The following is a 13,127-nucleotide window of genomic DNA, read 5'->3' as shown; positions in this document are numbered from 1 at the left end:
GTCGGGGTGGGTGGAGGTGTCGGTTGCGCGAGGACCGGGAGGGTCAGGCCCCCCAGCCCGCTTGCGTGCCGCCGACGCGCTCGGCGTTGATGGCGGCCTGGTAGCCGCTTTCCGCGAACGCGGCCATGGGGTCGCCGGGGAGGCCGCGCGATTCGCGCCACTCGGCGAGCAGCGGGCGCACGTCGGTGTAGAACGCGTCCATGTAGATCGCGTTGGCGCCGAGCACGTCGTTGTCGCGCTGCGCGATGTCGAGGGCGTCGCGGTCGATCAGCAGGGCTCGGGCCGTCATCTCCTGCACGTTGAGCACAGAGCGGATCTGACCGGGGATCTTCGCCTCGACGTTGTGGCACTGGTCGAGCATGAACGCGACGGGGGAGTCGACCTCCAGCCCCCCACCGCGGATCACCTCGGCGATGATGCGGAACAACTGGAAGGGGTCGGCCGCGCCGACGATGAGGTCGTCGTCGGCGTAGAAGCGCGAGTTGAAGTCGAAGGATCCGAGCTTCTTCAGCCGCAGCAACTGCGCGACGATGAACTCGATGTTGGTGCCGGGCGCATGGTGACCGGTGTCGAGGCAGACGAGTGCCCGATCGCCCAGGGCCGCCACGTGCACGTAGGAGGTGCCCCAGTCGGGAACATCCATGTGGTAGAAACTGGGCTCGAAGAACTTGTATTCGAGCACCATCCGCTGGTCGGCGCCGAGCCTCTCATAGATGATCGCGAGCGACTCGGCGAGGTGGTCCTGGCGACTGCGGATGTCGTCTTGCCCGGGGTAGTTCGTGCCGTCGGCGAGCCAGATCTTGAGGTCGCGCGACCCGGTCTGATCCATGACGTCGATGCACTCGAAGTGGTGGTCGATGGCGCGCTGACGCACTCGCGCATCCGTCGACGCGAGACTGCCGAATTTGTATTCTTCGTCTTGGAAGGTGTTCGAGTTGATGGTCCCGATCTCGATGCCGTGCTCGCGCGCGAAACTGCGGAGGGCGGCGTAGTCATCGACCCGGTCCCACGGGATGTGGAGCGCCACCGTCGGGGCGAGACCGGTGACGGTGTTGACCTGGGCGGCGTCGGCGATCTTCTCCTGCGGGGTGCGCGGGGTTCCCGGCGTCGTGAACACGCGAAAGCGAGTGCCCGAGTTTCCGAGTGCCCACGACGGCAGCTCGATGGCCTGTCGCTCGAGGATCGGTGTGACGGCGGCGAAGTCAGACGTGGCCATGGGTTCCTGAACTCTCTGTCGAACGAGAAATGACCTCGTGCAACGCTGCAATGAATCGTTTCAACAATGGACTCCCGGTGAGCCGGTGTCAAGGTCGACCGCTGATCGCGCGGTTCGTCACCCCGCTGAGGCCCGCAGTGACGGGCTGCGGGCGCGCCGTCGTGCGGGATCCCGCCCCCGCCGCGGCGCTCTGACAGGATGGAACGGTTCAGACGCCGTCATCGAGAACGGGGCGCAATGGCCGCGACAAGCATCCGAGACGTCGCCGCGCGCGCGGGAGTCTCGGTCGGCACGGTGTCGAATGTGCTCAACCACCCGGACAAGGTCACGGCGCACGTCGCCGAACGCGTGCACGCGGCGATCGCCGAGCTCCGCTTCGTGCGCAACGATGCGGCACGGCAGCTCCGCGTCGGGCGCAGTCGGACCATCGGACTGATCGTGCTCGACTCGCACAACCCGTTCTTCACCGACGTGGCCCGGGGCGCGGAAGACCGGGCCGCCGACGCGGGTCTCGTCGTCATGCTCGGCAACAGCGGAGAAGACGTCGACCGCGAGTCGACCTACCTCGACGTCTTCGAAGAACAGCGGGTTCGCGGAGTGTTGATATCGCCCTTCGGTGACGTCACCGACCGGCTCGAAGCGATGCGACAGCGGGGGATGCGTGCTGTGCTCGTCGATCGCCAGAGCGACGACGCCGCCTTCAGCTCGGTGTCGGTCGATGACGTCGCCGGCGGAGCGCTCGCGGCCGGTCACCTCATGGAGACGGGGCGCCGACGTCTCGCCTTCGTGGGCGGCCCGCTCGAGATCCGCCAGGTGTCAGACCGACTCCGCGGGGCCAAGGGGGCGATCGCCGCGGCATCCGGAGTGTCTTTCGAGGTCATCGACGTGCCCGCGCTCACGGTGTTGGCCGGTCGCAGCGCGGGGGAGGCGATCGCCGCTCGAGCCCCCCGGGATCGACCGGATGCGGTCATCGCGGCGAACGACCTCGTCGCCATGGGGGTGCTGCAGGCTCTGACCATGCGGGGGTCGACCGAGATCGCCGTGCCGTCGGACATCGCACTCATCGGTTACGACGACATCGACTTCGCTCGGGCCGCGGTCGTTCCGCTCTCGTCGATCCGGCAGCCGAGCGAACTGATCGGGCAGACCGCCGTCGACATCCTGCTCGAGGAGACCTCGGATCCGTCGCTCGACGCTCGCACCGTCGTGTTCCAGCCGGAACTGATCGTGCGCGAGAGCACTCGCGGCAGCTAGACCAGGGGGCTGGGGAATGGCGCGCCGGCGTGCTACCTTCACGCTCATTGAAACGTTTTATTTTCGAGTTCGAAGGAGAACTATCGATGGTTGACGACTGGCAGGCCCGATTCATCGCCCCCGCGGGGAGCCTCGACGCAGCGCCCCTCTTTCGGCGGGAGTTCACCCTCGATGCGGGCCACGGGGAGGTCGCCGCAGCTCAACTGGAGCTCTCGGCCCTGGGGGTCTGCGAAGCCTTCCTCGACGGTGAGCCGGTATCTCCGGACGTTCTCACCCCGGGGTGGACGAGCTACGAGTGGCGAATCCGCCACTCGTCGACCGACGTCACCGAGCTGGTGAGGCGAGGAGCCTCGGTGCTCGGCATCGCGGTCGGAAACGGCTGGTACCGCGGGCGACTCGGGTGGACGGGCGGAGCCGCTTATTACGGCGACGATCGTGCCGCGTTCGCAGAGCTGCGGGTGACCTTCGCCGACGGACACCACCAGGTGATCGCGACCGACGAGTCGTGGACGGTCGGTGCGGGTTCCGGCGTCTCCGACGACCTCTACGACGGCCAGACGATCGACGCGCGCCGGCGCCGAACCGGGTGGAACCTCCCCGGTTTCGACGCGGACGACTTCGAGGCGGTACGCATCGTCGAGAAGGATCTGGGCCTGCTCGAGCCGTACGTGGGGCCGCCGGTCCGTCGCCAGGAGGACGTGCTGCCCGAGTGCATCTGGACGAGCCCCTCGGGGCGCGTGCTCGTCGACTTCGGTCAGAACCTCGTCGGGTGGCTGCGCGTGAGTGTGGCGGGTCCGTCCGGCGCCGTCGTCAGCATCCGTCACGCCGAGGTGCTCGAGAACGACGAGTTGGGGGTCAGGCCGCTGCGGAGCGCGAAGGCCACGGACACGTTCGTGCTGAGCGGAGAGTCCGACACGTTCGAGCCGACCTTCACTTTTCACGGCTTCCGCTACGCCGAGGTGACCGGGTGGCCGGGTGGCATCGAGGCCATCCGTGAGGGTGACCTGGTCGCCGTGGTCGTCTCGTCGGAGCTGCGGCGGATCGGGGCATTCGCTTCGTCGAATCCGCTGCTCAACCGTTTTCACGAGAACGTGGTGTGGGGCATGCGAGGCAACTTTCTCGACGTGCCCACCGACTGCCCGCAGAGAGACGAACGTCTCGGCTGGACCGGCGACATCTCGGCGTTCGCTGCGACCGCGGCCTACCTCTACGACGTCGAGAGCTTTCTCCAGGACTGGCTGATCGACCTCGCGGCCGAACAGACTCACCACGACGGAGTGGTGCCCTACGTGGTGCCCGACATCCTCAAATACGTCGGCAACCCCGCAGAGTTCGCTCCCTTCGACAGCACCGCGATCTGGAGCGACGCTGCCGTGTGGGTGCCCTGGGCGCTGTGGGAGGCCTACGGCGACGACACCGTGCTGCGGGCGACATTCGACTCGATGGCGTCGCACGTGCGCACGGTTCGATCGAAGCTCTCGGCCTCGGGCGTCTGGGATGCCGGATTCCAGTTCGGCGATTGGCTCGATCCGGATGCACCACCGGATGCGCCGGCAGAAGCGAAAGCCGACACCGGGGTCGTCGCGACCGCGTCTGCCTACCGGTCGGCCGACCTGACCGCGCGAGCGGCAGCCATCCTCGGCCGGGTCGAGGAGCAGGAGGAGTTCCGCCGGATGGCGGTCTCGCTCCGCGAGGCTTTCCACGCGTCGTACGTTTCGGACGAACGCATCCTCAGCGACTGCACCACGGTCTACACGCTCGCGATCGCGTTCGGCCTCCTCGACGAGAACGACCGGGTGTGGGCGGGTGAGCGCCTGGCTCGACTCGTGGCCGACAGCGGGTATCGCATCTCCACGGGGTTCGCGGGCACTCCCTTCATCACCGACGCGCTGACGTCGACAGGCCACGTCGACGCCGCCTACCGGTTGCTGCTTCAGGAGGAGAGCCCGAGCTGGCTCTACGCCGTGACGATGGGAGCGACGACGGTCTGGGAGCGGTGGGACTCCATGCTGCCGGACGGCTCCATCAACCCGGGAGAGATGACGAGCTTCAATCACTACGCGCTCGGCGCGGTGGCCGATTGGATGCATCGCGTCGTGGCGGGGATCGCGCCGCTCGAACCGGGCTATCGCACGGTTCTGTTCGCTCCGCGCCCGGGGGGAGATCTCACGTGGGCGGAGGCCTCGGTCGACACGCCCCTCGGTCTCGCGTCCATCCACTGGGAGCGCGAGGGCGACGGGCTCAGTGTCACCGTGCGAGTGCCGTCGGGGGCGAGCGGTGTGCTCCGACTCGAGGGGGAGAGCGACGTCGAGCTGTCTGACGGGGAGCACCGCTTCCGGAGGTGACCGCTCGTGTGCCCCACCGAGCGAGTCGCGGGGCCTCGATCTGAATCGTTACAAACTTCTCCGGAAGGTTGATTGACGAGGGCACATGCAATCGGTAGGTTGATCGCACTTGAATCGTTTCAAGGCAGTTTGAACCGGGACGAAGTCGTCCGGGTCTTTACAAGGAGGTAAGGATGAGAATTCACAGGACGAAGGCCACGGCCCTCGGCGCCGGCGCCATAGTCGCCGCGCTCACGCTCGCAGGATGCAGCTCGACATCCGGTGGAACGGGAGGTGACGGTGAGGCGATCGAGCTCTCCGTCTACATCGACAACGCCGAGTCGACCGTCGCCGCCTGGGACGGCCTCATCGCGGCGTACGCCGAGGTGAACCCCGACGTCACGATCTCGACCGAGATCCACCCTGCCGGCGGCGAGGGGGACAACCTCGTGAAGACCCGGCTCGGCACCGGGGAGATGAACGACATGTTCTACTACAACACCGGATCGCTGTTCCAGGCGCTCAACCCCGAGCAGACCCTCGTCGACCTGTCGGACGAGCCCTGGGTCGACGACCTGCTCGACGACTTCACCACGACCGTCTCGACGGACAACGGCATCTACGGTGCCCCGGCGGCCGCGTCGTTCGCCGGCGCGATGACCTACAGCAAGGCGGTCTACGAAGACCTCGGCCTCGAGATCCCCGAGACGTGGGACGACTTCATGGACAACAACGAAGAGATCAAGGCCGCGGGCATCGACCCCGTCGCGCAGACCTACGGTGACACGTGGACATCGCAAGTGACGATTCTCGGCGACTTCTTCAACGTCCTCGCCGAGGACCCCGAGTGGGCCGAGAAGTACACCGCGAACGAGGCGAAGTTCGCCGACCAGCCCGGGCTCGCCGGATTCGAGAAGCTCGAAGAACTCGGCGAAGCCGACTACTTCAACCGTGACTTCGCCTCGGCCACCTACGACGACGGCGTGCGCATGCTCGTCGAAGGCACCGCGGCCCACTATCCGATGCTCACGGGCAACGTCGCCGGCAACATCGGAGCCAACTACCCGGATGCCGCCGACGACATCGGGGTCTTCCCGATCCCCGGCGACGACGCCGGCAGCAACGGCGTGACCGTGTGGATGCCCAACGCCCTCTACATCCCGACATCCACCGAGGGGGCACAGCTCGAGGCGTCGAAGGAGTTCGCCGCGTGGCTCGCGAGCCCCGAGGGTTGCGACACCATCGCCGAGTCGACCACCATCGGCGGACCGTTCGTCGTAGACGGATGCGAGCTCCCCGAGGATGTTCCGGCCATCGTGTCCGACCTCCAGCCGTACTTCGACGAGGGACGCACCGGGCTCGCGCTCGAATTCCTCTCTCCCATCAAGGGACCGGCTCTCGAGCAGATCACCGTCGAGGTCGGATCCGGGATCCGGGGAGCATCCGACGGAGCCGCGCTCTACGATCAGGACGTCGAGAAGCAGGCACTGCAGCTCGGCATCGACGGCTGGTAAAGCCCCACCACACGAGCAGACGACCGGTGGGCGGCGCAGTGCCGCCCACCGGTCCCCAATGACGGGTTGCCATGACACTCATCGCCTCAGAACTCGCTCCCGAGGGGACGGACCAGCCGAAGGGCGGTCGCGCGCAGAAGCGCGGCAAGTCCACCGTTCGGAGTCCCTATCCCACGTGGTTCTACATCCCCGCCGGCGTGTTCTACGTCGCGCTCTTCCTCATCCCGACGGGTGCGTCGTTCTACTTCGCACTCACGCGGTGGAGCATCTTCGACGTCGAGTTCATCGGTCTCGCCAACTTCGAGCAGTTCTTCCGGGAGCCCGCGCTCGTGCAGGGGTTCGTCAACACCTTCACCTACGCGGTGATCACGTCGGGACTCAAGGTCGTGCTCGGAATGGCGCTCGGGGTTCTGCTGACGTCGCAGATCATCGCCCGCGGATACCTGCGCTCGGTCGTGTTCTTTCCGGTGCTCGTCAGCACCATCGGCGTGGGAGTCACCTTCCGTGTGCTCATGGACCCGTTCGACGGGCTCATCAACCAGTCGCTCGCGGTCATCGGAATCGAGGGCCCAGGCTGGCTCACCGACCCCGCGTGGGCCCTCTTCTCCGTCGCGCTCGTCGACGTCTGGAAAGGGGTCGGTCTCGCCACCCTCATCTACATCGCCGGCATCGTCGCCATCCCTCAGGAGTACTACGAGGCAGCGAAAGTCGACGGCGCGTCGTCGTGGCAGAACTTCAAGAGCATCACCCTCCCTCTCGCCCGACCGGCGACCGTCACCGTCGTGCTGCTGTCACTCATCGGCGGACTGCGATCGTTCGACCTCATCTGGGCGATGACGCGGGGCGGCCCCGGGTTCACAAGCGACGTCATCGGCTCGGTGATCTTCAAGCAGTACCAGGCCGGGTTCTACGGCCTCTCGACGGCGGGCAACGTCATCCTCTTCCTCGTCATCGCGGCCGTCATCTTTCCGCTCTCCTACTACTTCAACCGCAAGGGAGACGACTCGTGAACCGCGTCAAACCCACGGGGATCTGGGTCGGGACGATCGCGATCGTTCTCTCGATCGTCGTCTTCATCGTTCCCTTCGTCTTCATCGTCCTCACCGCCTCGAAGACGCAGCTCGAAGCATCCGCCCTCGAATTCTCTTGGCCGACAGAGTGGGCGTTCTTCGCCAACCTGACCGAGGTCATGCAGAACCGCGACGGACAACTCATCCGGGCGTTTTTGAACAGCGCGGTGCTCACCGTGGCGAGTGTGACCGTGATGGTGATCCTCGCGGCCATGGTCGGCTACGTGCTGCAGAGGCGGCAGTCCAAGTGGAACCCGCTCGTGAACGGGCTCGTTCTCGCCGGCCTGATCATCCCGCCCGCGGTCGTGCCCACCATCTACACGCTTCAGACCCTCGGCATCTTCAAAACGCTGTTCGGTCTCATCGCCGTGCACATCGCGTTCGGTCTGTCGTTCTGCATCCTCCTGTTCCGGGCGTTCGTCGCGACCATCCCGCGCGAACTCGACGAGGCGGCACTCATCGACGGAGCGAGCCCGCTGCGACTCTTCTTCTCGGTCGTCTTCCCCCTCCTGAAATCGGTGATCGTCACGGTCGTCGTCGTGCAAGCGGTGACGGTGTTCAACGATTTCACCTACGCGCTCTACTTCCTGCCGGGGGAGGAGAACTCGACGGTGCAACTGACGCTGTACAACTACCAGTCGCAGGGACTCAACCAGTGGAACCTGCTGTTCATGAACGTGCTGCTCATCACGATCCCGCCGCTCATCATGTACGTCTTCTTCAACCGTCAGATCGTGGCGGGCATGACGTCGGGAGCGGTCAAGGGGTAGGTCTTTTTCTCGAGGTGGCTGTCGCCGGCGAATCGCCCTCGAACGCCCCGTACCCTTAACCCGTGACAGATGGACCCGACGACCGACGAGAAGTGCACCGCAGACGAGTGAGCCGCTCGCTGCTCCAATTGGCCGGCGGCGCCATCCGCGGGCTCGAGACACCGACCCAGGTGATCTCGGTCGTCGCCGCCGACGACCAGTCGTCGCAGCGGCACGCTCGAGAGGTCATCGACCTGTGCCTGCGCGCGGGGGAGGCCATGCTCGCGACCGGGGCGTCGGCAGCGGATGTCGTCGCGACCGTCTTGCGCATGAGCAACGCCTACGGCATCAGCGCCATGCACGTCGACATCACCTTCACGTCGATCACCGTCTCCATCCACCGCGGGATGAACGAAGACCCCATGTCGGTCATGCGCATCGTCAAAGTGCGCACCACCGACTACTCGCGACTGCAAGACGTGTACCTCCTCATCGACGAGATCACGGGGGAGGGCGGAGGCCACGGCGGCCCCGTCGCCGTCGCCGAGGCGCGGGAGCGGCTCAACACGATCCTCACGAGGCCGCACCCCTACCGCCACTGGGTTGTCCGGGCGGGCAAAGCGGTGCTCGCCGCCGGGGTCGTCGTGCTCTTCAACGTGAGCTTCGTGCTCGTGATCGTCGCCGCCGTGACGGCCGTGATCTCCGACATCATCACCCGCCAGCTCGGCAAATGGTCGGTGCCCGGATTCTTCGCGCAGATGGCGGCCGCGATGGCCACCACGAGCATCGCCGTGCTGCTCTTCTGGTTGCGGTCCCTCGGAATCCAACTCCCCGGCTCCAACGCGCCGACCGTCATCGTCATCGCGGGCATCATCATGCTGCTCTCCGGGGTCGGCCTCACCGCCTCCGCGCGCGACGCGATCGACGGCTACTACGTCACCGCGACCGCGAGGGGCATGGAAGTCGTGATGCTCACCCTCGGCCTCGCCGTCGGCATCTCCATCGTGCTCGGCGCGGCACTGCGGATGGGCGTGCCCGTGACCGTCGCCACCTCGCTCGGCGACGACATCCGCTTCGTGCCCGGGGTGGTGGGATCTGCCCTCATCGGCGTCGGATTCGCGCTCACGTCGTATGTTCGATTCCGCTACGTGCCGCTCATGGCCGCCGTCGCGGCACTCGTGTTCGCGCTCTACGCGATCGTTCTGCCCCTCGCTTCACAACCCGGCCTCGCGCCGGGAGTTGCCGGAGTTGCCGCGGGCGTCATCGGCTACCTCATCTACCGCTGGCTCAAAGTGCCCGAAAGTGCGATGACGATGGCGGGGATCATCGCCCTCATCCCCGGGCTCGCGGTGTATCGCGCGCTCTACGGGTTCATGGACTCCGAATACGGCATCATCTCGGCTCTCCCCGACGTGGTGGTCGCCCTCGCGACGGGCATCGGTCTCGCGGCGGGCACGACCATCGGCGGATTCGGCGCTCGCCGAGTGTTCGGGCTCGACCGCCAGGCGACCGTCGCCTTGCAGCGCAACCGCGGGGTCCGGTAGGGGCGAGCGGCGCGGGGCCGTGCGGTTGAGGGTGGTGTCCTCTCCTGCCCAACTCCCATCGCGAGAACCTCTCTCCAGAACGATTCGCCTCACTTCCGAAGGTATGTTCGAACCCGGAGAATAGATGCATGCCCACCCTCCCCGACACCCTCCTCGAGCGAGCCGCCGCTGTCGCTGGGTTGGGTGGGTCGGCCACGACCTTCGCGGCACTCGACGGCGACGAGCTGACCCGGGCGGCCTCGGCGATCGCTGAGCTGCGGCACTGTGTCGATCAGTTCGCTGCCCTCGCCGCGGGTGAGATCGCCCACCGGTCGCGACAGGAACTCGGGCACCGGGGTCTCGCCCAGCAGGCGGGGTTCCTCAATCCGATCGCGATGATCCAGGCCGTCGCTCACGTGAGCAGACACGACGCGACACGACTCGTCGAGGCCGGAACGATGATCGCCGAGGCGGAGTTCGCCGAAGCGGTGTTCGTCAGCGCTGCGGCGGATGCTGGTGCGGCTGGCGCGGATGGCGCAGCGTCGCGTGTTCTCTCCTGGCGGGAGCGACTGGCGGCCGCCGTCACCGAGGGTGCGCTGTCTCTCGATGCGATGGACGCCATCCGTCGCGTTCTGTGCGAGGTCACCTCGTGCGACGACGACACGCTCAACGCGGTCGCCGACGAGCTCGTTGACGCCGCTCGCGGTCTGACGCCCGACCAAGTGCACCGTCGAGCGCGGCAGGCCCGCGACATCATCGACGCCGAAGGCATCGCGCGGCGGGAGAAGGAGCAGCGAGATCTGCGATCCGTTCGCACCTGGTGGGACGCCACGGGAATGCACCGCGGAAGCTGGCGGCTCGCCCCCGAAGACGGCGCTCTCGTCGCAGAAGCGTTCGCCCAGATCCTGTCACCCCGCCGCGGCGGTCCGCGGTTCGTCGACCCTGCGGCTCGAGCCACCGCCGAAGACCTCCTGAACGACGACCGCACCGACGAACAGGTCGCCGCCGACGCGTTCGTCGACACGGTGCGTCTCGCTGTCGATGCCGACCCCGGCACCCTCTTCGGTGTGCGGCGCCCGTGCGTGCGGGTGGTCGTCACCGCTGACCGTCTCGAGAAGCGAACCGGCCCCGGCCACCTCGAGGGTCGCAACGACGCCGTCTCCACGCCCACGATCGAACGAACGATCTGCAACACCGGCGTCATCAGCGTCGGCTTCGACAGCGACGGCCAATGCGTCAACGTCGGTCGCGACCGCCGGTTGTTCACCGAACGTCAGCGCATCGGGCTCGCGGTGCGAGACGGCGGATGTCGCTTTCCCGGCTGTGACCGCCCGCCCTCCTATTGCGAGGCGCACCACATCAACCCGTGGGCGTCGGGCAACGGACGCACGGATGTCGCCGACGGCATCCTGCTCTGTCGGCGCCACCATCTGCTCATCCACGACAACCACTGGGAGGTGCGCCGCGACCGGGCCGACTATCTGCTCGTGCCGCCTCGGAGCGTCGACCCCACCCAGAACCCGATTCCCCTGCCCAGCCGAAGTCCGGCGATGGGCGATCTGGCGCGACAACCGGCGCCCGCGAGGGCGTGACGTGGCCGAGGTCACGCAGTGGTGGTGACCGAGTGCCGGGAGAGGAGGTGAGATGAGAGAGGGAGCAGATGTCGCTGCGCCCAGGCGCTGCTGCCCCGGCCAGCACTTCTCGGTCAGTGCTCGATCACCTTTCGCACGCGACGCCGTCGCGATCGCGGTCCAAGCGCGGTGCCTCGTAGCCCGGTTGGCCCTTGTGCAGAGGTGCCTTGCCCGCCGCACGCACTGCATCGCAGTTCTTGTAGTACACCGCAGACGGTTTGGGCTTCGGCTTGGGCTTCACGGCCGGGGCCGGCTTCACGCAATTGACGTTGAACGTCTTCGACGCGACCACTTTTCCGCGGAACGACACCGACACCTTCGTGCGCTTGTCCTCCGGCAATTTGACCCGATTCTCGAACCGCGCGGTGCCACGGGCCGGAACACTGATCGTCGAAGACCCGGACTTCCTGCTGTGCGAAATAGCGACCTTGATGGCGGAACGGTTCGGGTTCGTAACCGCGACGATGAGCCCCTTAGAGCGGTTGCACTTGTAGGCAAAGCGGGCCGTAGGGCGCTTGGTCGGTTTTGCAACCGCAGTCGCAGCGTGGCTGGCCCCCGCGATGAGCTCGACGCCGGATGCCGCCCGAACAGTCGAACTCTGCAGGAGGGCGGGAGGAGCGCTCAAAGTCGAGAGCGCGAGGGCAGGAAGCAGCGCCAGGATTACGAGGAGTTTCATGAAGACCTATCAGTTCGGGTGATCTGACCATAGGGGAATCCACACCAGAATCACAGGAAAATCTCGCTGGGCCACCAGGGCCCACCGTAGGAGTTCGCCGACTATCCGTGCCACGCGAACCGGTGTGGCTAGGCTTCAACACCCACGACGGGATGGCCGACTCAGTCGCTGGGTGTTCAGCATCGAGTTCGACCCCGAGTCGTTCGCCCTCGAAAGCGACGAACTCGCCGAGACGAGCGCCTTGACGTCCTTCTCGAGACGAAACCGCGGGGGTCCGACGCGGTCCACCGCTCGATAGAGACCCGCTCAGCGACCTCGCGCGAAATCCTGAGTGCCGACGACTGCGAGCAGCCGGAGCTTCTGGTCCGCCTCCGTGTTCGGCGGCGCCGTGAGCACGAGCAGCACCTGCGACTCGTCCTCGGTGAACAGCGCCTGACAGTCGACCTCGATCTCGCCGAGCTCCGGATGCACGAGCACCTTGTGGTCCGCGAACCGCTTGCCCACCTCGTGCTCATCCCACAGCACCGCGAACTCGGGGGAGTTCGCAGCGAGATGCTTCGCCATCTCCGCCGCCCTCGACTTCGGGCCCGCCGAACCGAACGCCGCACGCAACGACGCCACCTGCGCTCGACTCTGCCGGTCGCGATCATCCTCCGGATACAACACCCGCTCCGTCTCGGGGTGCATGAACCACCGGAAGATCGCACTCCGCTCCATGCCGACCAACCCGCTCACATCACCGAAAAGGGCCTGCGCAGGCCCGTTCTGCACGAGCGTCTCCCCGAGAGCCGAGAGGATGAGCGCGGGCGAATCGGTCAGACGATCGAGCACCCTCAACAGAGCGGGCGCCACATGATCTGCACCCGCCACCCGATCCGGCGCACTGTGACCACACAACCGGAACAGGTAGTCCCGCTCCTGCGACGACAACCTCAGCGCCCGCGCGATAGACGCGACCATCTGCGTGCTCGGTTGTGGCCCGCGCCGCTGCTCGAGACGCGTGTAGTAGTCCGTCGACATGGATGCGAGCAACGCCACCTCCTCGCGCCGCAACCCGGCCGTGCGACGCCGCAGCCCCACACTCAGACCGACATCGGCGGGCTGCACCGCGTTCCGGCGCCGCACCAGAAAGTCTGCGAGAGAGTCACGATCCACCCCAGAAGTATCGCT

General features: G+C 66.6%; 10 protein-coding genes. 7 read left to right on the top strand and 3 right to left on the bottom strand.

The genetic code is table 11. The features are described 5' to 3' along the window. Positions 1-43 precede the first annotated feature (43 nt). Positions 44-1,216, bottom strand: coding sequence for an L-rhamnose isomerase (gene rhaI, locus ACLHIH_RS05710; RefSeq protein WP_411315731.1), 1,173 nt, complete (start codon positions 1,214-1,216; stop codon positions 44-46). A gap of 237 nt (positions 1,217-1,453) precedes the next feature. Here rhaI and ACLHIH_RS05705 point away from each other — a divergent pair, with 237 nt between their 5' ends. The 7 genes from ACLHIH_RS05705 to ACLHIH_RS05675 all read left to right on the top strand — a co-directional run bounded on the left by ACLHIH_RS05705 (position 1,454) and on the right by ACLHIH_RS05675 (position 11,242). Further along, positions 1,454-2,470, top strand: a complete 1,017-nt coding sequence (locus ACLHIH_RS05705) for a LacI family DNA-binding transcriptional regulator (protein ID WP_411315730.1) — start codon at positions 1,454-1,456, stop codon at positions 2,468-2,470. An 86-nt stretch (positions 2,471-2,556) separates the two neighbouring features. Beyond that, complete coding sequence (locus ACLHIH_RS05700) at positions 2,557-4,815, top strand: family 78 glycoside hydrolase catalytic domain (protein ID WP_411315729.1); 2,259 nt, start codon at positions 2,557-2,559, stop codon at positions 4,813-4,815. Between the two features lie 173 nt (positions 4,816-4,988). Continuing rightward, positions 4,989-6,308, top strand: a complete 1,320-nt coding sequence (locus tag ACLHIH_RS05695) for an ABC transporter substrate-binding protein (protein ID WP_411315728.1) — start codon at positions 4,989-4,991, stop codon at positions 6,306-6,308. Between the two features lie 71 nt (positions 6,309-6,379). Next, the gene (locus ACLHIH_RS05690; protein WP_411315727.1) at positions 6,380-7,318 is read left to right on the top strand and encodes a carbohydrate ABC transporter permease; all 939 of its coding nucleotides are present in this window, start codon (positions 6,380-6,382) and stop codon (positions 7,316-7,318) included. After that, complete coding sequence (locus ACLHIH_RS05685) at positions 7,315-8,148, top strand: carbohydrate ABC transporter permease (RefSeq protein ID WP_411315726.1); 834 nt, start codon at positions 7,315-7,317, stop codon at positions 8,146-8,148. The genes ACLHIH_RS05690 and ACLHIH_RS05685 overlap by 4 nt, the downstream gene beginning before the upstream one ends. Before the next feature lie 62 nt (positions 8,149-8,210). Beyond that, positions 8,211-9,671: a threonine/serine exporter ThrE family protein gene (locus ACLHIH_RS05680; RefSeq protein WP_411315725.1), complete on the top strand. Its 1,461-nt coding sequence runs from the start codon at positions 8,211-8,213 to the stop codon at positions 9,669-9,671. 128 nt (positions 9,672-9,799) lie between these two features. After that, positions 9,800-11,242: a DUF222 domain-containing protein gene (locus ACLHIH_RS05675; RefSeq protein WP_411315724.1), complete on the top strand. Its 1,443-nt coding sequence runs from the start codon at positions 9,800-9,802 to the stop codon at positions 11,240-11,242. 124 nt (positions 11,243-11,366) lie between these two features. Here the strand turns inward: ACLHIH_RS05675 and ACLHIH_RS05670 are convergent, their stop codons facing one another. Together ACLHIH_RS05670 and ACLHIH_RS05665 are read right to left on the bottom strand one after the other, a co-directional pair. Then, positions 11,367-11,957, bottom strand: a complete 591-nt coding sequence (locus ACLHIH_RS05670) for an excalibur calcium-binding domain-containing protein (protein ID WP_411315723.1) — start codon at positions 11,955-11,957, stop codon at positions 11,367-11,369. Between the two features lie 306 nt (positions 11,958-12,263). Beyond that, positions 12,264-13,112, bottom strand: coding sequence for a helix-turn-helix transcriptional regulator (locus tag ACLHIH_RS05665; protein ID WP_411315722.1), 849 nt, complete (start codon positions 13,110-13,112; stop codon positions 12,264-12,266). Between the last annotated feature and the right edge of the window lie 15 nt (positions 13,113-13,127).

Origin of the sequence: Marisediminicola sp. LYQ134, assembly GCF_046599635.1 — a bacterium.
Taxonomy (GTDB): domain Bacteria; phylum Actinomycetota; class Actinomycetes; order Actinomycetales; family Microbacteriaceae; genus Marisediminicola.
Note: the sequence above shows the minus strand (reverse complement) of the source record. Positions and strands in the feature narration are given on the sequence as shown.